The sequence below is a fragment of the Mycobacterium sp. E802 genome (assembly GCF_001666875.1).
GTDB lineage: Bacteria > Actinomycetota > Actinomycetes > Mycobacteriales > Mycobacteriaceae > Mycobacterium.
Genome location: NZ_LZJD01000104.1, coordinates 1 through 22,482 on the forward strand (window position 1 = coordinate 1; position 22,482 = coordinate 22,482).

Annotated in this window: 20 protein-coding genes and 1 pseudogene; 15 read left to right on the forward strand and 6 right to left on the reverse strand. The window is 67.6% G+C overall.

Features of this window, described 5'->3' with window-relative positions:
- Positions 1–1,077: 1,4-alpha-glucan branching enzyme (gene glgB / locus A5699_RS15290; RefSeq protein ID WP_067770671.1), on the forward strand; the 1,077-nt coding region annotated here is incomplete at its 5' end.
- Between the two features lie 87 nt (positions 1,078–1,164).
- Here glgB and A5699_RS15295 read toward each other — a convergent pair.
- Positions 1,165–2,370 (reverse strand): annotated as a pseudogene (locus tag A5699_RS15295) (alpha-amylase family glycosyl hydrolase); the annotation flags it as partial.
- A 7-nt stretch (positions 2,371–2,377) separates the two neighbouring features.
- Entirely contained in the window at positions 2,378–4,489 is a 2,112-nt protein-coding gene (locus A5699_RS15300; protein ID WP_067770673.1) for an alpha-1,4-glucan--maltose-1-phosphate maltosyltransferase, read from the reverse strand.
- A gap of 164 nt (positions 4,490–4,653) precedes the next feature.
- Here A5699_RS15300 and A5699_RS15305 point away from each other — a divergent pair, with 164 nt between their 5' ends.
- From A5699_RS15305 to A5699_RS15315, 3 genes are all read left to right on the forward strand, one after another.
- Positions 4,654–7,275: a glycosyltransferase family 1 protein gene (locus A5699_RS15305; RefSeq protein WP_067770675.1), complete on the forward strand. Its 2,622-nt coding sequence runs from the start codon at positions 4,654–4,656 to the stop codon at positions 7,273–7,275.
- Positions 7,276–7,340: 65 nt separating this feature from the next.
- Positions 7,341–8,120 carry a virginiamycin B lyase gene (locus A5699_RS15310; protein ID WP_231965729.1) on the forward strand — a complete coding sequence of 260 codons (780 nt, stop codon included), beginning with the start codon at positions 7,341–7,343 and terminating at the stop codon, positions 8,118–8,120.
- Between the two features lie 101 nt (positions 8,121–8,221).
- Entirely contained in the window at positions 8,222–8,950 is a 729-nt protein-coding gene (locus A5699_RS15315) for an MspA family porin (RefSeq protein ID WP_067770678.1), read from the forward strand.
- Between the two features lie 19 nt (positions 8,951–8,969).
- Here A5699_RS15315 and A5699_RS15320 read toward each other — a convergent pair whose 3' ends face one another.
- The 3 genes from A5699_RS15320 to A5699_RS15330 all read right to left on the reverse strand — a co-directional run bounded on the left by A5699_RS15320 (position 8,970) and on the right by A5699_RS15330 (position 13,849).
- Positions 8,970–10,406 (reverse strand): neutral zinc metallopeptidase, encoded by a 1,437-nt coding sequence (locus A5699_RS15320; RefSeq protein ID WP_067770680.1) that lies wholly within the window; start codon positions 10,404–10,406, stop codon positions 8,970–8,972.
- A 90-nt stretch (positions 10,407–10,496) separates the two neighbouring features.
- Positions 10,497–12,542: an ATP-dependent DNA helicase gene (locus A5699_RS15325; protein ID WP_067770683.1), complete on the reverse strand. Its 2,046-nt coding sequence runs from the start codon at positions 12,540–12,542 to the stop codon at positions 10,497–10,499.
- Positions 12,539–13,849, reverse strand: a complete 1,311-nt coding sequence (locus A5699_RS15330) for a nicotinate phosphoribosyltransferase (protein WP_067770685.1) — start codon at positions 13,847–13,849, stop codon at positions 12,539–12,541. Before A5699_RS15330 ends, A5699_RS15325 begins: the two co-directional genes overlap by 4 nt.
- Positions 13,850–13,913: 64 nt before the next feature.
- On the opposite strand from A5699_RS15330, the gene clpS reads away from it, so the two are divergent.
- The 11 genes from clpS (at position 13,914) to rdgB (ending at position 21,267) form a co-directional block, all read left to right on the forward strand.
- Complete coding sequence (clpS, locus tag A5699_RS15335; RefSeq protein WP_067770687.1) at positions 13,914–14,228, forward strand: ATP-dependent Clp protease adapter ClpS; 315 nt, start codon at positions 13,914–13,916, stop codon at positions 14,226–14,228.
- 6 nt (positions 14,229–14,234) lie between these two features.
- Positions 14,235–14,813: a DUF2017 domain-containing protein gene (locus A5699_RS15340; RefSeq protein ID WP_067770690.1), complete on the forward strand. Its 579-nt coding sequence runs from the start codon at positions 14,235–14,237 to the stop codon at positions 14,811–14,813.
- A 5-nt stretch (positions 14,814–14,818) separates the two neighbouring features.
- Positions 14,819–15,838 carry a P1 family peptidase gene (locus A5699_RS15345; RefSeq protein WP_067770692.1) on the forward strand — a complete coding sequence of 340 codons (1,020 nt, stop codon included), beginning with the start codon at positions 14,819–14,821 and terminating at the stop codon, positions 15,836–15,838.
- 12 nt (positions 15,839–15,850) lie between these two features.
- Complete coding sequence (locus tag A5699_RS15350; protein WP_067770694.1) at positions 15,851–16,267, forward strand: Mov34/MPN/PAD-1 family protein; 417 nt, start codon at positions 15,851–15,853, stop codon at positions 16,265–16,267.
- An 11-nt stretch (positions 16,268–16,278) separates the two neighbouring features.
- On the forward strand, positions 16,279–16,551 hold the full coding sequence (locus tag A5699_RS15355) for a MoaD/ThiS family protein (RefSeq protein ID WP_067770696.1): 273 nt from the start codon (positions 16,279–16,281) through the stop codon (positions 16,549–16,551).
- Positions 16,552–16,553: 2 nt separating this feature from the next.
- Positions 16,554–17,525, forward strand: coding sequence for a cysteine synthase (locus A5699_RS15360; RefSeq protein WP_067770698.1), 972 nt, complete (start codon positions 16,554–16,556; stop codon positions 17,523–17,525).
- Positions 17,526–17,535: 10 nt separating this feature from the next.
- Positions 17,536–18,210 carry a rhomboid family intramembrane serine protease gene (locus tag A5699_RS15365; RefSeq protein ID WP_067770701.1) on the forward strand — a complete coding sequence of 225 codons (675 nt, stop codon included), beginning with the start codon at positions 17,536–17,538 and terminating at the stop codon, positions 18,208–18,210.
- Positions 18,207–19,031 carry a glutamate racemase gene (gene murI / locus A5699_RS15370; RefSeq protein ID WP_067770703.1) on the forward strand — a complete coding sequence of 275 codons (825 nt, stop codon included), beginning with the start codon at positions 18,207–18,209 and terminating at the stop codon, positions 19,029–19,031. Before A5699_RS15365 ends, murI begins: the two co-directional genes overlap by 4 nt.
- A 64-nt stretch (positions 19,032–19,095) precedes the next feature.
- Positions 19,096–19,863, forward strand: a complete 768-nt coding sequence (locus A5699_RS15375; protein WP_067770705.1) for a cyclic nucleotide-degrading phosphodiesterase — start codon at positions 19,096–19,098, stop codon at positions 19,861–19,863.
- Between the two features lie 18 nt (positions 19,864–19,881).
- Entirely contained in the window at positions 19,882–20,661 is a 780-nt protein-coding gene (gene rph / locus A5699_RS15380) for a ribonuclease PH (protein ID WP_067770707.1), read from the forward strand.
- Positions 20,662–21,267, forward strand: a complete 606-nt coding sequence (gene rdgB, locus A5699_RS15385; RefSeq protein ID WP_067770709.1) for an RdgB/HAM1 family non-canonical purine NTP pyrophosphatase — start codon at positions 20,662–20,664, stop codon at positions 21,265–21,267.
- On the opposite strand, the gene A5699_RS15390 is transcribed toward rdgB, so the two are convergent.
- Positions 21,264–22,478, reverse strand: a complete 1,215-nt coding sequence (locus A5699_RS15390; RefSeq protein WP_067770711.1) for a multidrug effflux MFS transporter — start codon at positions 22,476–22,478, stop codon at positions 21,264–21,266. The two genes, rdgB and A5699_RS15390, sit on opposite strands and share 4 nt — an antisense overlap.
- Between the last annotated feature and the right edge of the window lie 4 nt (positions 22,479–22,482).

The following is a 22,482-nucleotide window of genomic DNA, read 5'->3' on the forward strand; positions in this document are numbered from 1 at the left end:
CTCGACTGGGGCACCTACGTTTTCGACTTCGGCCGGCCCGAGGTGCGCAACTTCCTCGTCGCCAACGCGCTGTACTGGCTGCAGGAGTATCACGTCGACGGGCTGCGGGTGGACGCCGTCGCCTCGATGCTCTACCTCGACTACTCCCGCCCCGAAGGGGGTTGGACACCCAACATCTACGGCGGCCGGGAGAACCTGGAGGCAGTGCAGTTCCTGCAGGAGATGAACGCCACCGTGCACAAGGCGAACCCGGGCATCGTCACGATCGCCGAGGAATCCACCTCCTGGCCCGGCGTCACCCGTCCGACAAACCTTGGTGGCCTTGGTTTTTCGATGAAGTGGAACATGGGCTGGATGAACGACACGCTCGATTACGTCAGCCATGACCCGGTGCACCGCAGCTATCACCATCACGAGATGACGTTCTCGATGCTGTACGCGTTCAGCGAGAACTATGTGTTGCCGATCAGCCACGACGAGGTCGTCCACGGCAAGGGCACGCTGTGGGGGCGGATGCCCGGCGACGACCACGCCAAGGCCGCCGGGCTGCGCAGCCTGCTGGCCTACCAGTGGGCGCATCCGGGTAAGCAGTTGCTGTTCATGGGCCAGGAGTTCGGGCAGCGCGCCGAATGGTCCGAGGAACGCGGGCTGGATTGGTTCCAGCTGGACGAGCAGGGGTTCTCCGGCGGCGTGCAGCGACTGGTCCAGGATCTCAACGGGATCTACCGGCGCCATCCGGCGTTGTGGAGCCGCGACACCAGCCCCGAGGGCTACTCCTGGATCGACGCCAACGACTCGGCCAACAACGTGCTGAGCTTCCTGCGGTTCGGCGCCGACGGTTCGGTGCTGGCCTGCGTGGTGAACTTCGCCGGCAGTGAGCACAGCGAATATCGGCTCGGGCTCCCGCATGCCGGTGAGTGGCGCGAAGTGCTCAACACCGACGCGACCATCTACAACGGCGCGGGCATCGGCAACATGGGCGCGGTGCAAGCCACCGACGAACCGTGGCACGGCCGTCCGGCGTCGGCGGTGATGGTGCTGCCGCCGCTGGCGATGCTGTGGTTCGAGCCGGCCTGAGGCTCACGCTTTCCCCGCGAACAGACACAAACCCGTACCTTTTCCGGCGAAAAAGTACGGGTTTGTGTCTGTTCGGCGAAGGGGTCAGTACAGCGCGTTGGCGACGAGGAAGTTGCGCACCTCGGGCCGGCCGAAGTCGAAAACGTAGGTGCCCCAGTCGAGCTGCTCGCCGCGCCGGGGGTCGGAGTGTTCGTAGAGCGGGGTGCCGTCGAACCGGCCCAGCGCCCAGGCGTCTTTGGGGAAGTGGGCGGGGACCCAGTCGACGATCACCCCGACTCCGGCCTGGTGTAGTGCATCGACCAGGTACCGGAAATCGTCCGGGGTTCCGAGCCGCGAGGTCGGCGCGTAGTAGGACGTGACCTGATAACCCCAGGAACCACCGAACGGGTGCTCGGCGACCGGGAGCAACTCGACGTGGGTGAAGCCTTGTTCCACAACGTATTCGGTCAACTCGGTGGCCAGCTGCCGGTAACTCAGGCCCGGCCGCCAGGACATCAGGTGCACTTCGTAGGTGCTCATCGGCTCGAACACCGGGTTCTGCGCGGCCCGGCGGATCATCCAGTCCTCGTCGTTCCAGGTGTAGGAGCTGCTGGTGACCCGGGAGGCGGTTTGCGGGGGAACCTCGGTGGCGAACGCCATCGGGTCGGCCCGGTCGGTGGTGACCCCGCCTGCGCCGTGGATGCGGAACTTGTACAGGCCGTCGGTGGAAAAGCCGGGCCAGAACAACTCCCAGACCCCGGACGAGCCGAGCACGCGCATCTGCGCCTCGTTGCCGTCCCAGTGGTTGAAGTCGCCGATGACGCTGACACCCTTGGCATTCGGCGCCCACACCGCGAACGAAACACCCTCCACGACCCCGTCCGGGGTGGTGAAACTGCGTGGATGGGCGCCGAGGATCTCCCACAACCGTTCGTGACGTCCTTCGGCGAACAGGTGCAGATCGAGTTCGCCGAGCGTGGGCAGGAACCGGTAGGCGTCGGCGGTGGTGTGGGTGAAAAGCGTGTCGTCGGGGCCCGGATAGCTGATCTCCAGGCGGTAGTCGGCCAGATTGGTGAACGGGACGGCCACCGCGAACAGCCCGGATTCGATGTGCTGCAGGGGGTGACGCTCACCACCGATCACTGCCACGACCTTGGCGGCGTGGGGCCGGTAGGCCCGGATGACGGTCTGACCCGGGTATTCGTGCGCGCCCAACACCGAATGCGGGTCGTGGTGCTCACCGATCACCAGTCGCTGGATGTCTGATGGGTCGGGCCGCAGATGCACGTCGCTGAGTTGATTGCTTCTCGTCATCTTGTTCTCATTCCCTGCGTAGCAAGCCCAGTCGGTGCTCATAGGGTACGAGCGGCATGTTCAGCACATGCGCCACCGCCTTGGCAGGGTCGATCCGAACGTAATTCGACTGTCCCCACTGGTATTCCTCGCCGGTGATCTCGTCGCGTACCCAGAACCGGTCATGCGATTCCATACCCAACGCCTCCATGTTCAACCACAATGTGGCCTGTTCCGGGCTGAAGGCGTTGAGCGTTACCACCACCAGCACGGTGTCCCCGGTGGTCGGGTCGAACTTGCTGTAGGCCAGGAGCGCGTCGTTGTCGACGTGGTGGAAGGTGAGCGTGCGGAGCTGCCGCAGCGCCGGGTGCAGCCGGCGGATCTCGTTGAGGCGCGTGACAAACGGCTCAAGGGAGCGTCCCTCGGCCAGCGCGGCCGCGAAGTCGCGGGGCCGCAGCTCGTACTTCTCGGAGTCCAGGTACTCCTCGCTGCCTTCGCGGACCGCCCGGTGCTCGAACAGCTCGAAGCCGGAATACATGCCCCACGACGGGCTCATGGTGGTGGCCAGTACCGCGCGGATGGCGAACATGCCGGGGCCGCCGTGTTGCAGTGACTCGTGGAGGATGTCGGGGGTGTTGACCCACAGGCTGGGCCGGGCACTGTCGGCATTTTCGACGATCTCGTTGCCGAACTCCGTGAGCTCCCATTTGGCGGTGCGCCAGGTGAAGTAGCTGTAGGACTGGGTGAAGCCACGTTTGGCCAGACCGTAGAGGCGTGCCGGGCGGGTGAACGCCTCGGACAGAAACAGCACGTCCGGGTCTTCGTTCTTCACCTCGGCGATCAACCAGACCCAGAAGTTGGGCGGTTTGGTGTGGGGGTTGTCGACGCGAAAGACCTTGACCCCGTGCGAGATCCAGAACCGGACCACCCGCAGTACCTCGTGGTAGAGCCCGGCCGGGTCGTTGTCGAAGTTCAGCGGGTAGATGTCCTGGTACTTCTTGGGTGGGTTCTCGGCGTAGGCGATGGTGCCGTCGGGCAGCACCGTGAACCATTCCGGGTGCGCCGCAGCCCACGGATGATCCGGCGCGCACTGCAGCGCCAGGTCGAGTGCGACCTCGATGCCTTCGCTGCGCGCGGCGCCGACGAACGCGTCGAAGTCCTCGATCGTGCCCAGGGCCGGGTGCACGGCGTCGTGGCCGCCCTCGTCACTGCCGATGGCCCATGGCGATCCGACGTCGCCCGGCCCGGCGGTGACGGCGTTGTTGCGGCCTTTACGGTGCACCTTGCCGATGGGGTGGATGGGCGGCAGGTAGACGATGTTGAACCCCATGCGGGCGATGCGGGGCAGCTGCTCGGCAGCGGTGGCGAAGGTCCCGTGCACCGGATGCCCGGCCTCGTCCCAGCCGCCGGTGGACCGCGGGAACATCTCGTACCACGAGGAGAACCGGGCCAGCGGCCGGTCCACCCAGACGCCGTATTGCTCACCGCGGGTGACCAATTCGCGCAGCGGGTACTGCTCGAGCAGTTCGGTGACCTCATCGGACAACGCCATGCCTGCGCGCAGGAACGGGTCACCGGGGGTTCGCAGGGCCGCGGCCGCCTCGATCAGCGGATCGCGCAGTTTGCGGGGTGTCCCGGCGGCGGCACGTTCGAGCAGACGCGCCCCGATCAGCAGGTCGTTGGACAGTTCGGCCTCACTCTGGCCGGCGCCCAGCTTGGCCTCGACCGCGTGTCGCCAGGTGGCCAGGGGATCTCCCCAGCCGTCGACCCGGTAGGTCCACAGGCCGACGCTGTCGGGGGTGAACTGGCCGTGAAAGACGTCGGGGACGTCGCCTTGAACCATCGGCAGTGCCTGTGGCTTGATGCGCGGGGAAGACTGCCCCGCGGCGTTGTCCGACGACACAGTGGTCGACAGCACCGTGTCGATGGGGACCGGCAGCGGTGCGGTGCCCGGCCCGGTGGCCAGCCGCGGGTAATCGGTGCCCAGGTACCGCACCACCAGGGTGGCCGATACGGCGTCGTGGCCTTCCCGCCACACTGTGGCCCGAACCGGCACCACCTCGCCCACGACGGCTTTTGCCGGGAATTGCCCGCCCAAAACCACAGGCGCGACATCATCGATTCCGATACGACCGGCCACCCATCCACTCCTCACGTCGTCACGGTCAAGCGGCAGTCACTCGTTCACTTGCCTTGTCGCGTCTGATACCCACCGTAGTGGGCCGCCCAACCTCGCGGGGGTCAAGAGCACGGTGCTATCGCTCAGGACTGCGCGAACCCGATTTGTCAGTAAGGTTGGATCGCGTGAAAGCCCTGAGACGGTTCACTGTCCGCGCGCACCTCCCCGAACGTCTGGCGGCGTTGGAACGGCTGTCGATCAACCTGCGCTGGTCCTGGCACAAACCCACTCAGGATCTCTTCGCCGTCCTCGATCCAGACCTGTGGCAGCAGAGCAACGGTGATCCGGTGGCGTTGCTCGGGGCGGTCAGCCCGCAACGGCTCGACGAACTGGCGGGCGACGAGGCGTTCCTTGCCGCCCTCGACGAGTTGGCCGCAGACCTGGACAACTATCTGAGCCGGCCGCTGTGGTACCAGCAACAACAGGCCGAAGGACAGCAGATGCCGAAAGGTATCGCTTACTTCTCGATGGAGTTCGGTGTGGCCGGGGTGCTGCCCAACTACTCCGGTGGTCTGGGCATCCTGGCCGGCGACCACTTGAAATCCGCGTCGGATCTCGGTCTGCCGTTGATCGCAGTGGGTCTGTACTACCGCTCGGGGTACTTCCGGCAGTCTCTGACCGCCGACGGCTGGCAGCACGAGAACTATCCGTCCCTGGATCCGCAGGGGCTTCCGCTGCGTCTGCTCAGCGACGCCGCCGGCGATCCGGTGCTGGTGGAACTGGCGCTGCCCGATTCACGCGACCTGCGGGCACGGGTGTGGATCGCCCAGGTGGGCCGGGTTCCGTTGCTGCTGCTCGATTCCGACATCCCCGAGAACGAGCACGACCTGCGTGGCGTGACCGACCGGCTCTACGGCGGTGATCAGGAACACCGGATCCGGCAGGAGATCCTGGCCGGGATCGGTGGCATCCGGGCCATCCGGGCATTCATCGACCTGGAGGACCTGCCCTCGCCCGAGGTGTTCCACATGAACGAGGGCCATGCCGGCTTCTTGGGGTTGGAGCGGATTCGCGAACTGGTCTCGGCCGGTTTGGATTTCGACACCGCACTGACCGTGGTGCGGTCCTCGACCGTGTTCACCACGCACACCCCGGTGCCCGCGGGCATCGACCGGTTCCCGGTGGAGATGGTCAAACGCTACTTCGGCGGTCCGGCCGACGAGCGTTCGCGCGACGAGTACGAGTCGCGTGGCCCGGCCGATTCCCGGTTGCTACCCGGGGTGCCGCTGGATCGGGTAGTGGCGTTCGGCGCCGAGGACGACCCGTCGAAATTCAACATGGCACACATGGGTCTGCGACTTGCCCAGCGCGCCAACGGGGTATCGCTGCTCCACGGCCGGGTCAGCCGGCAGATGTTCAACGATCTGTGGCCGGGGTTCGACTCGGCCGAGGTGCCGATCGGATCGATCACCAACGGTGTGCATGCGCCCACCTGGGCTGCTCCTCAATGGCTTGAGCTCGGTCGTGAGTTGATCGGTTCGGAAGCTGCCGAACCGGCGGTCTGGGAGCGGTTGCAGCAGGTCGATCCGGGCCACCTGTGGTGGATTCGCTCGCAGCTGCGCGAGACGCTGATCGCCGACGTGCGTGAGCGCCTGCGCCGTTCCTGGTTGGAGCGTGGCGCATCCGAAGCTGAACTGGGCTGGATCGCAACCGCTTTCGATCCATCGGTGCTCACCGTCGGATTCGCCCGCCGGGTGCCCACCTACAAGCGGTTGACGCTGATGTTGCGCGACCCCCATCGGCTGGAGAAGCTCTTGCTGGATGAGGAGAGGCCCGTACAGCTGATCGTGGCGGGCAAGTCGCACCCCGCCGACGACGGCGGCAAGGCGCTGATCCAGCAGATCGTGCGGTTCGCCGATCGGCCGGAGGTACGCCACCGGATCGCGTTCCTGCCGGACTACGACATGTCGATGGCCCGGTTGCTGTACTGGGGCTGCGACGTCTGGCTGAACAATCCGTTGCGGCCGCTTGAGGCTTGCGGCACCTCGGGGATGAAGAGCGCGCTCAACGGCGGACTGAACCTCTCGATCCGCGACGGCTGGTGGGACGAGTGGTACGACGGCGAGAACGGCTGGGAGATCCCGACCGCCGACGGGGTGGACGACGAGGCGCGTCGCGACGACCTGGAGGCTGCTGCGCTTTACGACCTGCTCGAGCATGCCGTCACGCCCAAGTTCTACGAGCGCGACGAGCACGGCGTGCCGATGCGCTGGGTGGAGATGGTGCGCCACACGCTGCAGGTGCTGGGGCCCAAGGTGTTGGCGTCGCGCATGGTGCGTGACTACACCGAGAAGTACTACCTGCCTGCGGCGTTGTCGCTGCGCCAGACGGTCGAGGCGGCATCGGGGGAGCCGTTCGGGGCGGCCCGGGAACTGGCCGATTACCGCCGCCGCGCGCAGGAGGCCTGGCCGAAGGTCCAGATCACCGATGTGGACAGTTACGGTCTGCCCGACACCCCGCTGCTGGGCTCAGAGTTGACCCTGACCGCCACCGTGCTGTTGGGCGGACTGCGGCCCGAGGAGGTCGCCGTGCAGGCCGTGCTGGGCCGGGTGGACGCCGGTGATGTGATCGTCAACCCGGTGACGGTGCCGATGACGTACGTCGGTTCGGCCGAGGGCGGTGCGGAGCTGTTCTCGACCAGCACTCCGCTGCCGGTCGCCGGGTCGGTGGGCTACACCGTGCGCGTGCTGCCGCACCATCGGCTGTTGACGGCCGACAACGAACTGGGGCTGGTGGCGCTGGCGTGAGCAAGGCGCTGAAAGTGAAGGTCGACGGCGGACCGTACGCACTGGCTGCCGGAAGCGACGGTGCGATGTGGGTGACGCTCGTGCACAGCGGCGCGGTGGCCAGGGTGACCGAAACCGGTGAGGTCACCACTTATCCGGTCGCCGAGGGCGCGCGGCCGACGATCGTCGCGGCCGGGCCCGATGGGGCGTTGTGGTTCACCCGGTACGGCGACGACCGGATCGGCCGGATCACCACCGGCGGTGCATTGAGTTCCTTCGAATTGCCCGCGGGCAGTGGGCCGTACGGCCTCGTCGCCGGTCCCGACGGGGCGATGTGGTTCACCACGACGTCGTCGGGCGAGATCGGCAGGATCGGCATGGACGGGGAGATCACGTGCCAGGCCGTGGTCGGCGGCATGCCGTCGATGATCACCAAAGGGCCCGACGACGCGCTGTGGTTCACCCTCAACGAGTCGGGTTCGGTGGGCCGCCTGACCGCCGAGGGGAAGGTCACCGTGCGCGAATTGCCCACTGCCGCAGCCGGTCCGGTGGGGATCACGGCGACCCACGACGATGCGGTGTGGTTCACCGAGATCCTCGCCGACAAGGTGGGCCGGATCCCGATGCATGACGCCATCCAGGAACTCGACCTACCGGGCAAACCGCATGCCGTGGTTGCCGACCCGACCGACGGCGTGTGGGTCAGCCTGTGGGGTGCCGACCAGATCGCCCGCATCAGCGGTGACGGCGAGGTGGTGACCATCGACCTCCCGCCCGACAGCGAACCGCACGGGCTGGCGATCGGTCCCGACGGTGCCTGTTGGGTGGCGCTGGAATGTGGCTACGTACTGAAAATGCCGACCTGAGTGATCGGCGGTGACAACGTTCGGGTAAGCACATAGGCAATCTTGTTCTTCCGGGAACGTGGCGATACGTTTCCGGCCGGAACTGTAACGAGAGGCCGCCGGTGTTGATTCGCTCGTTCGGACTGCTGACCGCCGTGTTTGTGGCCTGTTTGGCCTCGGAGGCGCGGGCCTGGGCCGAGCCCGTGATCCCTCCCGACAGCGAGGTGGCCGCCGGCGTGGTGCCCGCCCCAGGTGAACCCGGCCCCGCCGACCTCGTCGAGTCGACCCCGCCGGCTGTGCTCAAGACTCCCGACGGCTGGGAGCTGACGGTGTCGGCCGGCGAGGAGACGCAGGCCGCGGTGCCACCACTGACCACCGCGGTGTCGTCACGGGAATACGTCGTCGGCGGAACCTACCGCGGTGCGATGACCGGACCCGATAACGGTGAGGAGCCGCGCGGCACGTTGGAGGCCGGCTACCAGATCGGTTGCGGCATCGACATGAGCACGTCCAACGGCGTCGCGTTGACCGGCACCGCCGGACTCAACAGCTCCATCGGAATTCTCGGCACCGACGTGATCTCGCCCTGGCCCGAGGGCATCCTGCCGGGGGTCGGGGCGAACATCGGCGGCGGCATCACCGTCGGGCTCAAACCCGGGCTGATCAACCTTGTGCCGGTGGTGGAAAAAGAGTTCAAGGGCACCGAACCGTGGGTGATGATCAGCAACTTCCGGGTGAAGATCGACGGTTGCGTCGGGCAGTCGTTCATTCGGTCCTACGCTGTGCTGACCCGCTCGACCGATGAGTCCGAAGCGGTGCTGGCCTGGTACGGCACTACGAAGGTGGTGTGAGCCGGGTCGGCAGGCCGCGTCAGGCGAACCGCCGCAGGCAGCGCTCCTCGTCCCCGAGTATGCCGACCCGAAAGGCGTCGATGCGGGCGAAGCCCGAGGGCACCGACTCGCCGTTGACGTCACTGGCCGCCAGCCCGTTGGTGAGGATGCCCGACACCGCCTCGTCGACATCACCGGCGGTCAACAGAATCGTGTCGCCGTTGGGCAGCCGTACCGGCTTGATCATCCTGGCGGTGGCCACCCCGGTCAGGCAGGCCGTGCGCAGGGCGGCCTCCGCATTGTCGAGCACGAGACCTCGGGCGTGCTGCAGTGCCAGCATGTAGCGCGAGATCAGCACCGAGTAGGCGTTGTTGTCTCCGCCGGCCAGCCCACCGGTACCGAAGTCGTCCGGTGGCGCGGCCAGGACCTGTAGTTCGGCGAGATCGACCACAAGAGCGTTGGTGTCCGGACAGTAGGAGACCGGGGGGCTGGGTCGCGCGCTCGGGCAGTCGACGGCGGCATCGGCCCGGAAACTGAGCGTCGGGGGTTCGGCCGGTTCGAACACGATGTTGAGGGCGTCGACCATCGAGCGGACCCACCGTTCGGTGATGTCCAGATCGCCACTTTGGTTCTCGGGTAACAGGACCGGAAGCTCGCCGCGCCGCTGGTCGATCTCCTTGACGTCGATGGCCGCACAGGCCGCGGGCCCGTCGGTGAAGCCGAACTGAAACGCCGAGACCCGTTCGAACGCCGACCCGTGTTCGTCGATGCCGTATCTGGCCTCGGCCTCGGTGAGCAACGGATCGCGAAACGCGATCACGGCGGCCAGCAGGTTGTTGAGCCCGTCGCCGGTGTTGAGAGTGAACCGGGGGGAATCGCCCTGGGCCACCCACCGCATGTAGGCGCCCGCCAGGCAGTCGGCCTGTTGCTCGGCGACCAGGGTGGGAGTATTGCGGTTGGTCAGCCCGGCCTGTTGCCCGATCGCGTGCCCGTATTCGTGGGCCAACACCATGACGGCCCCCATGTCGCCGTTCTGCCGGCGCAGGCCGGGGATCAGCACGCCCCGATCCCAGCCGATGGTGCGGTCCGGTTTGCAGAACGCGGCGTTGACCAGTCCGTAGGTCTCCATTCCGCAGAAGTCGCCGTCGAAACTCTCGGCGTCCCAGGAGATCAGCGCGCGCACCGGTTCGAATTCGCCGTCGAATGCCTCCGAGTACACGGCGGACCAGAACTCTTCGAGATCGCTGACCGCCCCGGCCGCCAGTTCGTCCATCGCACCGCCGTCGGTGTTCTTCACGGTGCGGGTGGGCTCGGCGGCATCGGGCCGCAGGCCGCTGGCGCCGTCGGTGGCAGGCATACCGGCCACCGAGAAGGGATCGTTGAACACCGACACCGGCGTCCCGACGACCAGCGCGGAACAGCCGGCCAGCGCCATGCTCACCGCGAGGGCGATGGCGACCAGTGCGCGTCTGCTCATCTCGCTGCCTTCCGGTGCACTCGGGCGGCTGCAACCATCTGCGCGGGTCATTGCCGCACAGACTAGTTAACCGAGCGTGGTGAAGTCGGGTTATCCGGCCGCGCCGCGCAGCCGCCGCAGCGACTGACGCACCCGGTCGGGGTCGGTGGTGGACCAGAACGGTGGCAATGACGACCGCAGATAGCCGCCGTAGCGCGCGGTGGCCAACCGGGAGTCCAGCACGGCGATGACGCCGCGATCATCGGTGTGGCGCAACAGCCGGCCGGTGCCCTGGGCGAGCAGCAGCGCGGCATGGTTGGCGGCGACTGCCATGAAGCCGTTGCCGCCGTGGGCACTGATCGCCCGTTGCCGGGCGGTCAGCAACGGGTCGTCGGGGCGGGGAAACGGAATGCGGTCGATCAGCACCAGCGACAACGACGGGCCCGGTACGTCCACCCCTTGCCACAGCGACAGGGTGCCGAACAATGACGTCTCGGGATCGTCGGAAAACTGTTGTACCAGAGCCGAAGTGGTGTCGTCTCCCTGGCAGAGCACCGGGGTGGACAACCGGGTGCGCATCACCTCGGCGGCCGCCCTGGCCGCCCGCATCGAGGAGAACAGGCCCAGGGTGCGGCCCCCGGCCGCGGTGATCAGGCCCTCGATCTCGTCCAAGGTGCGGGTGTCGGTGCCGTCCCGTCCAGGTGGCGGTAAATGCTTGGCCACGTACAGGATTGCCGATTTGGCATGGTCGAACGGTGAGCCGACATCCAGGCCCCGCCATCCCGGTTTGGCGGATTCGGCGTCGTCGCCGTAACCGCCCAAACCCCAATTGCGGGCCATGGCGTCGAAGTTGCCGCCCAGGGTGAGCGTGGCCGAGGTCAACACCGCGGTGGTGTTGGCGAACAGCCTGGTGCGCAGCAGCCCGGAGACCGACATCGGGGCCACCCGCAGCATGGTCCGCGCCCCGGTGCGCGGCGCGGCTCCGGTGCTGGGGGGATCAGGCTGTTCCACCCAGACCACGTCGAGGCGGTCGGGAATCGGTGGGACGAACGAGGTGAGGATCCGGGTGGCGGTATCGCTGACGTCACTGAGCGCGGTGACCGCTTCGGTGCGTGCCGACGCCGCCTGGGGATCACTGGGTGTGGTGTCGATGGCCGTGCGTGCGGCGTTGGCCGCATCGCGTAGTGCGGTCAGATAAGTGCCCAACTCCTCGTCGAGAACATCGATGCGGCCGGCGTCGACCTCGTGCAGCAATGAGGACAACGTCGCGACCGCCGCCTCGAAGCGTTGGGCCAGTTCGTCATCCACCAACCGGGCCATCCGGCGGTGTGCCACCGCCATCGACGTCGGCGACAACTCACCGGTGGCCACCCCGGTGACCCGGTCGGCCAGTTCATGCGCCTCGTCGACCACCAGCAGCTCGTACTCGGGCAGCACCGAGAAATCGGACAGCGCATCGATGGCCAGCAATGCGTGATTGGTGACGACGACGTCGGCGGCCCCGGCCTTTTCCCGCGCCCGCTCGGCGAAGCAGTCGGTGCCGAACGGACACCGCGACACCCCGATACATTCCCGGGCCGAGACGCTGACCTGAGACCAGGATCGGTCCGGTACCCCAGGGGTGAGCTCGTCGCGATCACCGGTCTCGGTGTCCGAAGACCATTCGGTCAGCCGCTGGACGTCGCGGCCCATGGCGCTGACGGCCATGGGGGAGAACAGCTCGTCCTGGGGGAGGGTATCTGACGGCTCTGCCGCCGCGCCGCTGTGGATCTTGTTCAGACATAGGTAATTTCCGCGTCCCTTGAGCAGTGCGAAAGTGGGTTTGCGGGGCAGCGCGTCGGCCAGCGAATTCACCAGCCGTGGCAGATCACGATCGACGAGCTGGCGTTGCAGCGCGATGGTGGCCGTCGACACCACCACGGGTTGTTCGGTCTGCAGTGCGCGCGCGATCGACGGCACCAGATAGGCCAGTGACTTGCCGGTGCCGGTGCCGGCCTGCACAGCCAGGTGTTGGCCGGTCTCGAAGGCGGAGGCGACGGCCTCGGCCATCTGGACCTGCCCGGGGCGGCTGGTTCCGCCGAGACCCTTGACGGCGATCTTGAGAAGGTTGGTCACCACATTGGCCACCTGAGGCGATGGCTTCGATTTGGTCGTCATGGCGTGGGTGGCACGACCCGGGTGGGGATGGCGGGTTCTCCGCGGGAGAGCTTGAGCCCGTCCCACGGCAGGCTGTGCAAACCCGCCGCGACGCGTTCGCGCCCGGCCGCCAGCGCGGCGACGGGATCGTGTGCATCGACGGGGACGCCGCCGCTCACCAGCGGGACGGTGAGCCGACGTGCGGTGAGCTCGGCGGGGTCCGGCGGCAGCTGCTCGTAGGGGTAGACCACTTCTTCGACGATCGTGCCCGACGCCTTGGCCAGTCGCAGCGCCTGTTTGCGACCACCGTGGGATTCCTTGCGGCTGCTGCGTTTGGCCACCGGGATCCCGTCGACCTCGACCAGTTTGTAGACCATGCCGGCCGTCGGGGCGCCCGAACCGGTGACCACCGACGTGCCGACGCCGTAACTGTCGACGGGCTCGGCGCGCAGGGCCGCGATGGCGAACTCGTCGAGATCTCCGGACACCACGATCTTTGTGCCGGTGGCGCCCAGGTCGTCGAGTTGCTGGCGCACCTGACGGGCCAGCACGCCCAGATCGCCCGAGTCGATGCGCACCGCACCCAGCTGGGGACCGGCCGCCGCGATCGCGTTGGCCACCCCCGTGGTGATGTCGTAGGTGTCCACCAGCAGCGTGGTGCCGACGCCGAGGGCCTGCACCTGGCCGCGGAATGCGGCCTGCTCGTCAGGGCCGGACTCGGTCGTGTGCAGCAGGGTGTAGGCATGTGCCGCGGTGCCCAGGGCCGGCACGCCGTACCGCTGCTGGGCCGCCAGGTTGGACGATCCGCCAAACCCGGCGAGATAGGCCGCCCGCGCCGCCGCGACGGCGGCCGCCTCGTGGGTGCGCCGCGAACCCATTTCGATCATCGGCCGCCCCTGTGCGGCGCTGACCATCCGGGCCGCAGCTGACGCGATCGCGGTGTCGTGGTTGAGGATTGACAGCACGAGGGTCTCCAGCACCACGCACTCGGCGAAGGTGCCGTGCACGGAGAGAACAGGCGATCCGGGGAAGTACAGCTCGCCCTCGGCGTAGCCGTCGACGTCACCGCCGAACCGGTACCCGGCCAGATAATCCAGCGTCGTCGTATCCAGGAAGTCCGACAGTGCGTCGAGCTCTTGGGAAGTGAACGTGAACTCTGCCAACGCTTCCACGAACCGGCCTGTGCCGGCGACCACGCCGTAGCGACGTCCTTCGGGCAGTTGCCGGGCGAACACCTCGAACGTGGTGCGGCGGTGTGCCGTGCCATCGCGCAACGCGGCGGCGAGCATCGTCAGCTCGTATTTGTCGGTGAGCAACGCGACGGTCACACCAGCAACCGTAGCTGTTCAACGCTGTGTGAAGATCGCGCACCCCAGCCGGTATTGTGGGCCCATGGTTACACCGGCGAAGGTCCGACCGGGGACCCGCGAGGAACGCAGCGTCGGGGCGGCGCCACGGGAAGATACGGCCGGCGAAACTCCGTGGGTGACCATCGTCTGGGACGATCCGGTCAACCTGATGACCTACGTCACCTACGTGTTCCAGAAATTGTTCGGATACAGCGAGCCCCACGCCACCAAGCTCATGCTGCAGGTGCACAACGAGGGCAAGGCCGTGGTGTCGGCCGGCAGCCGCGAGTCGATGGAAACCGATGTGTCCAAACTGCACGCCGCCGGCCTGTGGGCCACGATGCAACAGGACCGCTGATCGACTGTGCGCAAATGGAAAAGGGTCGAGACCGCCGAGGGTCTGCGGTTCCGTTCGGCCTTGGAAGCCCACGAGGCGGCCCTGCTGTCCAGCCTGAGTCTGTCGATGCTCGGGATGCTCGATGAACGCGGATCATCCGGGCCCACAGACGAACTCGAGACGATCACGGGTATGAAGACCGGCAATCCGGAGCCTCCCGAGGACGCCACGATGCGGCGTCTGCTCCCGGACTTCTACCGGCCGCAGACCGAGCACCCGGCCGGCTCGGGAACTGCCGAGAGCCTCAACAGCGCGCTGCGCGGTCTGCATGAACCGGCCATCATCGACGCCAAACGTCAAGCCGCCCAACGTCTGTCGGACACCGTTCCGAACGGTGGCGGCAAGTTCGAGCTCACCGAGGACGATGCCGAGGCCTGGGCGGCTGCGGTCAACGACATCCGGTTGGCCCTGGGCACGATGCTCGACATCGGCCCGGAGGGGGCGGATCAGCTCCCCGCCGAGCACCCCATGGCCGGGCACCTCGACGTCTACCAGTGGCTGACGGTGTTGCAGGAGTACCTCGTGTTGGGCCTCCTGGGGAAGTGAGCGCAATGGGATCGATCACCGACGTCGGCGGCATCCTGGTCGGTCATCATCACCGCATCGACCCCGACGCGTCGTTGGGCTCGGGATGGGCGTCGGGTTCGACCGTCGTCCTGACCCCGCCCGGCACCGTCGGGGCGGTGGACGGACGCGGCGGCGCACCCGGCACCCGCGAGACCGATCTGCTCGATCCGATCAACACCGTGCGTCACGTGGACGCGGTGGTGCTCACCGGCGGCAGCGCCTACGGTCTGGCGGCCGCCGACGGGGTGATGACCTGGCTGGAGGAGCAGGGCCGCGGGGTGGCGATGGACGGCGGCGTGGTGCCGATCGTGCCCGCCGCGGTGGTCTTCGACCTGCCGGTGGGTGGCTGGGCCAACCGGCCCACCGCCGAATTCGGCTACGCGGCGGCGCAGGCGGCCGGCCGTGAGTTTGCGCTGGGCACGGTCGGGGGCGGGGTCGGCGCGCGTGCCGGGGTGCTCAAGGGCGGTGTGGGCACCGCCTCGGTGACGCTCGACGGTGGTGTCACCGTGGGGGCGTTGGTGGTGCTCAACGCCGCCGGCGACGTGGTCGACCCGGCCACCGGTCTGCCGTGGATGGCCGCGTTGATCGCGGAGTTCGGCCTCGTCGCACCCCCGGAGGACCAACTCGCCGCCTACGCCGCCCGGCATCGTGAACTCGGCCCGCTGAACACCACCATCGCCGTGGTCGCCACCGACGCCGCGCTGAGCCCGGCGGGGTGTCGCCGGGTGGCGGTCGCCGCGCACGACGGGCTGGCCAGGACCATCTCGCCGTGTCACACCCCGCTCGATGGCGATACGGTATTTGCGCTGGCGACCGGCGCGGTCACCGTCGAGCCGGATGAAAAGACCCCGGTGGCGATGTCGCCGGAGACGGCGTTGGTCACCCGGGTCGGGGCGGCCGCAGCGGACTGTCTGGCCCGCGCGGTGCTGGTCGGGCTGCTGGCCGCCGAGCCGGTGGCCGGAATACCGACCTACCGTGACATGTTGCCCGGAGCGTTCGAGTGAGAGGTGTGAGCAGTGCTGGTGATCCGGCAGGATCTGGTCGAGGCCATGGTGGCGCATGCCCGCGCCGACCATCCCGACGAGGCATGTGGCGTGATCGCCGGGCCCGAGGGGTCTGACCGGCCCGAGCGGTTCATTGCGATGGTCAATGCCGAGCGGTCGCCGACCTTCTACCGATTCGATTCGATGGAGCAGTTGCGGGTGTGGAGGGCGATGGACGAGGCCGACGAGGTGCCCGTCGTCATCTACCACTCGCACACCGGCACCGAGGCCTATCCGAGCCGCACCGACGTCGCGATCGCCGCGGAGCCCGATGCGCACTACGTCCTGATCTCCACCCGCGACCCGCACGAGCACGAGCTGCGCAGCTACCGCATCCGCGACGGCGTCGTCACGGAGGAACCCGTCACTATCGTTGAGCAGTACAGCTAAGGAGCTTTGACATGGCAGTCACCGTTTCGATCCCGACCATCCTGCGTCCGCACACCGGCGGGCAGAAGCGGGTCACCGCGTCCGGCGACACACTCGCCGCAGTGATCACCGACCTGGAGGCCAACTACTCCGGGATCTCCGACCGGCTGGTCGATAACGGCAAGCTGCACCGCTTCGTCAACATCTACGTCAACGACGAGGACGTCCGATTCTCCGGCGGCCTGGACACCGCGCTCTCCGACGGTGATTCGGTCACCATCCTGCCCGCGGTCGCCGGCGGATAAGAATGACCCGGCACGACTCTCTGCTGCAGGCCCTCGGCAACACCCCGCTGGTCGGGCTGCAGCACCTCTCGCCGCGTTGGGACGACGGTGAGGACGGGCCGCATGTGCGGCTGTGGGCCAAGCTCGAAGATCGCAACCCCACCGGCTCGATCAAGGACCGGCCCGCGCTGCGCATGATCGAGCAGGCCGAGCGCGACGGGCTGCTGAGCCCGGGTGCCACCATCCTGGAGCCCACCAGTGGCAACACCGGCATCTCATTGGCGATGGCGGCAATGCTCAAGGGCTACAACATGATCTGCGTGATGCCGGAGAACACCTCCATCGAGCGGCGCCAGATCCTGGAACTCTACGGCGCGCGGATCATCTTCAGCGCGGCCGAAGGCGGGTCCAACACCGCCGTGGCGACCGCGAAAGAGCTTGCGGCGGAAAACCCTTCGTGGGTGATGCTGTACCAGTACGGCAACCCGGCGAACAGCGATGCCCACTACCACGGCACCGGCCCGGAACTGCTGGCCGACCTGCCCGAGATCACCCACTTCGTCGCCGGTCTCGGCACCACCGGCACCCTGATGGGCACCGGACGCTTTCTGCGCGAGAACGTGCCCGGGGTGCAGATCGTGGCGGCCGAACCACGTTACGGCGAGGGCGTATACGCGCTACGCAACATCGACGAGGGGTTCATCCCGGAACTGTATGACCCCGACGTCTTGACCACCCGGTTCTCGGTGGGTTCCTATGACGCCGTCAAGCGCACGCGTGATCTGGTGACACGCGAGGGTATCTTCGCCGGGATCTCCACCGGCGCGGTGCTGCACGCGGCGCTGGGCATGGCGGCCAAGGCGATCAAGGCCGGTGAGCGCGCCGACATCGCCTTCGTGGTGGCCGATGCCGGGTGGAAGTATCTGTCGACCGGTGCCTACGCCGGTAGCCTGGATGACGCCGAAGACGCGTTGGAAGGGCAGCTATGGGCGTGAGCGGTCGGATATGACGAACCCTGGTCAGCTCTCGGGGGCCGGCCCCAAAAAGCGGCCGGCCTGGATCGTCGGCGGTCTGACGATCATCAGCTTCGTCGTGCTGCTGTATGCGATCGAGATCGTCGACACGGTGGTGGGGCATCGGCTCGACCAGGACGGCATCCGCCCGCTGCAGACCGATGGGCTGTGGGGCATCTTGTGGGCGCCGCTGTTGCACGGCGGCTGGCCGCACTTGATCGCCAACACCGTGCCGGCGTTGGTGCTCGGCTTCTTGATGACGCTGGCCGGGATGGGACGGTTCATCGCCGCGACCGCGATCATCTGGATTCTCGGGGGCTTCGGCACCTGGCTGATCGGCAACATCGGCCTGCACTGTCCTTATGTGAACGTGCAATGCACGAGCACGCACATCGGCGCCTCCGGTCTGATCTTCGGCTGGCTGGCGTTTCTCATCGTGTTCGGCTTCTTCACCCGCAATGTGTGGGAGATCGTCATCGGCGTCGTGGTGCTGTTCGTCTACGGCGGTGTCCTGCTCGGGGTGCTGCCGGGCAGCCCGGGGGTGTCCTGGCAGGGGCATCTCAGCGGGGCCGTCGCGGGCGTCGTCGCCGCCTACCTCCTGTCCGGGCCGGAACGTAAGGCGCGCGAAGTCAAGAACCGCCCCGCTGCGCCGCGTCTGACGGCGTGAACGACCGATTCGCGCCCGTCGGCGTCTTCGATTCCGGCGTCGGCGGGCTCACCGTGGCCCGGGCGATCATCGACCAGCTCCCCGATGAGGACATCATCTACGTCGGGGACACCGGCAACGGTCCGTATGGGCCACTGACCGTCCCGGAGATCCGGGCCCACTCCCTGGCCATCGGTGACGATCTGGTGGCCCGCGGGGTCAAGGCTCTGGTGATCGCGTGCAACACCGCGTCGTCGGCCTGCCTGCGCGACGCCCGGGAACGCTACTCACCCGTGCCGGTGGTCGAGGTGATCCTGCCCGCGGTGCGGCGTGCGGTGGCCGCCACCCGCAACGGCCGCATCGGCGTGATCGGCACCGCCGCCACGATCGCCTCGGGTGCCTATCAGGACGCATTCGCCGCAGCGCGTGACACCGAGGTGTTCGGGGTGGCCTGCCCGCGGTTCGTCGATTTCGTGGAACGCGGAGTGACCAGCGGCCGCCAGGTCCTGGGGTTGGCCGAGGGGTATCTGGAACCGTTGCAGCGCGCTGAGGTGGACACTCTGGTGCTGGGCTGCACGCACTACCCGATGCTGTCGGGGCTCATTCAGTTGGCCATGGGTGACAACGTGACGCTGGTGTCCTCGGCCGAGGAGACCGCCAAGGACCTTTTGCGGGTGCTCACCGAACTCGATTTGCTGAAACCCCACGAATCCGGCCCGGCCCGACGGGTGTTCGAGGCGACCGGGGATCCTGAGGCGTTCACCACTCTGGCCGCGCGGTTTTTGGGTCCGGGCCTGGACGGGGCGCGTCAGGTTCGGCGTCACGCGGGGGCGGGAAAATGATCTCCGTCGCCCAAAGCGGCGATGTCTTGGCAACGCGCACATCGGGCATGGCAAGCTAGACACTGTGCGATTGACGATCCTGGGATGCTCCGGCAGCGTTGTCGGCCCGGACTCGGCAGCCTCTGGCTATCTCGTCACCGCACCAGACACGGTCCCGATGGTGCTGGACTTCGGTGGCGGCGTCCTGGGTGCGCTGCAGCGCTACGCCGATCCGAATTCGGTCAACGTGTTGCTGTCGCATCTGCATGCCGACCACTGCCTGGATCTGCCGGGCCTGTTCGTCTGGCGCCGGTACCACCCCAGCCCGGCCACCGAACGTGGCCTGATGTACGGCCCCGCCAACACATGGTCGCGTCTGGGGGCGGCATCCTCGCCCGAGGGTGGCGAGATCGACGACTTCACCGACATCTTCGAGGTCCGTCATTGGGAGGACCGCACCCCGGTGCAGTTGGGCACGCTCACCGTCACGCCGCGCCTGGTGTGTCACCCCACCGAGTCCTACGGCATGCGGTTCACCGACCCGTCCGGAGCTGTCCTGGTCTACAGCGGCGACACCGGATATTGCGATGCGCTGGTGGAGTTGGCCCGCGGGGCGGACCTGTTCTTGTGCGAAGCGTCCTGGACCGACGATCCGTCGCGCCCGCCGAAGCTGCACCTGTCCGGGACCGAGGCCGGCCGTGCGGCACGCGAGGCCGGGGTGCGCGAGCTGCTGCTGACCCACATTCCGCCGTGGACCTCGCGCGAGGACGTGATCAGTGAAGCCAAGGCCGAATTCGACGGCCCGGTCCACGCCGTGGTGTGCGGCGAGACCTTCGACGTCACGCGCGACTGACCCGCTAGGGTTGGCGGGGTGTCCAAGCGAGAAGACGGCCGTCTCGACGACGAGCTGCGCCCGGTAACCCTCACCCGCGGTTTCACCTCACATCCCGCCGGCTCGGTACTGGTGGAGTTCGGCCAGACCCGCGTCATGTGCACCGCCTCGGTAACCGAAGGCGTGCCGCGCTGGCGGAAGGGATCCGGCCAGGGCTGGCTCACCGCCGAATACGCCATGTTGCCGGCCGCCACCCATGATCGCTCGGACCGCGAATCGGTCAAGGGTCGCGTCGGTGGCCGTACCCAGGAGATCAGCCGACTCGTCGGGCGCTCGCTGCGGGCGTGCATCGACCTCGGTGCGCTGGGGGAGAACACGATCGCGATCGACTGCGACGTGCTGCAGGCCGACGGCGGGACCCGCACTGCCGCCATCACCGGTGCCTACGTGGCGCTCTCCGATGCCGTGACGTACCTGGCTGCGGCTGGGCGGCTCTCGGACCCACGCCCACTGTCGTGTGCCATCGCGGCGGTGTCGGTCGGTGTGGTCGACGGCCGCGTCCGCGTCGACCTGCCCTACGTCGAGGACTCCCGCGCCGAGGTGGACATGAACGTCGTCGCCACCGACACCGGCACCCTCGTGGAGATCCAGGGCACCGGCGAGGGGGCGACGTTCCCTCGCTCCACTCTGGACAAGATGCTCGACGCCGCGCTGGGGGCCTGCGAGCAACTGTTCGTGATCCAGCGCGAGGCCCTGGAATTGCCATATCCCGGTGTGCTGCCCGAGGGCCCGGCGCCCAAGAAAGCGTTCGGTAGCTGAGTGCCCGAACTTCTGGTAGCAAGCCGTAACGCCAAGAAGCTGGCCGAGCTGCGGCGGGTGCTCGACGCTGCCGGCATCGTCGGTCTGGAGTTGTTGTCGCTGGCTGACGTGCCCGCCTACGACGAGGCGCCCGAGACCGGGGCGACCTTCGAGGAGAACGCGCTAGCCAAGGCCCGGGACGGTTATGTCGCGACCGGAATACCCTGTGTGGCAGACGATTCCGGGATATCAGTGGACGCGTTGAACGGGATGCCCGGCGTGCTGTCGGCCCGCTGGTCCGGCCGGCACGGCGACGACGCGGCCAACACCGCGTTGCTGTTGGCGCAACTGGGCGATGTGCCCGACGAGCGCCGCGGCGCGGCCTTCGTGTCCGCGTGTGCCTTGGTTTCTTCGTCTGGTTCGACGGTGGTGCGGGGCGAGTGGCCCGGGGCGGTTGTTCGCGAGCCCCGCGGCGACGGCGGATTCGGTTATGACCCGGTGTTCCTGCCTGCTGGGTCTTCGTTGACCGCAGCCGAGCTGACACCGGAACAGAAAGATGCGGCCTCACACCGTGGCCGGGCGTTGGCATTGTTGGTGCCCGCGCTGCGGGAATTGGCTGGAGGTTAGACGGCCGCGCTCCGACGGGTCAGCATGAGTGCCGCCGCGGCGATGACGGCGCTGACCACCATGGCCACTGCCATGGGCAGGGCGGTGTGATCGCCGCCGAGCCCCACGATCGGCGACACCACTGCGGCGAGGCCGAACTGCAGTGCGCCCAGGACCGCGGAACCGGTGCCGACGGCGTGGCGAACTTCGTCGAGCGCCAGCGACGTCGCGTTGGCGGCCACCAGACCGAGGCTGGCGACTGCACCCCACAGCAGCACCAGTGACGCCCACAGCACCGGGCCGAGCAGGGCGTCGACCACCAACAGTGCCGAAAACAGCACGAGCAGGCCGATACCCAGGTGCATCAGGCGACGTTGACCGAACCTGCCCACGATCCTGGCGTTGACGGCGTTCACGATCACGATGCCGGCCGCGTTCGCGGCGAACGCGAATGAGTAGTGCAACGGCGAGAGCCCGAGCACATTCTGGAGGACGAACGGCGACGCGGAGATATAGGCGAACATCACCGTGAACCCGAACGCGAAGGCCAGCGTGTAGCCGATGTATCCGCGGTTGGTCAGCACAGACCGGGCGTCGCGCAACATCGCGGCCACGCCGCCGGTGTGGCGACTGTCTTTCGGATGGGTCTCGGGAAGCACGACGGCCACGCCAACGAACATCGCCGCGGCGAGCCCGGTCAGAATCCAGAAGACGCCGCGCCAACCGATCACACCCATCAGTGATCCGCCGATCAGCGGTGCGAGCACCGGCGCGGCTCCGTTGATGATCATCATCAAACTGAAGGCTCGCGCCGCTACCGCGCCGTGCGCGCGATCGGCGACCACGGCTCGGCTGAGCACCACACCGGCCGCTCCGCTGAAACCCTGCACGAAGCGAAAAGCCGTCAGCAGGGCAATGTTTGGGGCCAGGGCACACGCGATGCCGGCCAGGATGCAGACGAACGTCCCGGCGAGCATCAACGGCCGTCGGCCGAACCGGTCAGAGAGCGGACCGATGATCAACTGCCCGCTGGCCAGCCCGATCATGAACGACGTCAGCGTGAACTGGATGGCCGAGGCCGAGGTGCCGAACTCGTCGGCCATGGCCGGGAAGCCCGGCAGGTACATGTCGATCGACAGCGGTGCGACGGCAGTCAGCAGGGCAAGGACCCCAAGCCAGTTCAACGGCAGGGCCGATGCCCGGGTGGGGGTGTTGTCGATTCGAGTACTCATTCAC

Bases quoted from the DNA above. Each gene is read 5' to 3' on its own strand.
- A5699_RS15310 (WP_231965729.1), top strand. From the start codon at position 7,341: ATGTGGGTGACGCTCGTGCACAGCGGCGCGGTGGCCAGGGTGACCGAA.
- A5699_RS15360 (WP_067770698.1), top strand. From the start codon at position 16,554: ATGACCCGGCACGACTCTCTGCTGCAGGCCCTCGGCAACACCCCGCTG.
- A5699_RS15325 (WP_067770683.1), bottom strand. From the start codon at position 12,542: ATGACGACCAAATCGAAGCCATCGCCTCAGGTGGCCAATGTGGTGACC.
- A5699_RS15320 (WP_067770680.1), bottom strand. From the start codon at position 10,406: ATGAGCAGACGCGCACTGGTCGCCATCGCCCTCGCGGTGAGCATGGCG.
- A5699_RS15365 (WP_067770701.1), top strand. From the start codon at position 17,536: ATGACGAACCCTGGTCAGCTCTCGGGGGCCGGCCCCAAAAAGCGGCCG.
- clpS (WP_067770687.1), top strand. From the start codon at position 13,914: ATGGTTACACCGGCGAAGGTCCGACCGGGGACCCGCGAGGAACGCAGC.
- A5699_RS15355 (WP_067770696.1), top strand. From the start codon at position 16,279: ATGGCAGTCACCGTTTCGATCCCGACCATCCTGCGTCCGCACACCGGC.
- A5699_RS15390 (WP_067770711.1), bottom strand. From the start codon at position 22,478: ATGAGTACTCGAATCGACAACACCCCCACCCGGGCATCGGCCCTGCCG.
- A5699_RS15345 (WP_067770692.1), top strand. From the start codon at position 14,819: ATGGGATCGATCACCGACGTCGGCGGCATCCTGGTCGGTCATCATCAC.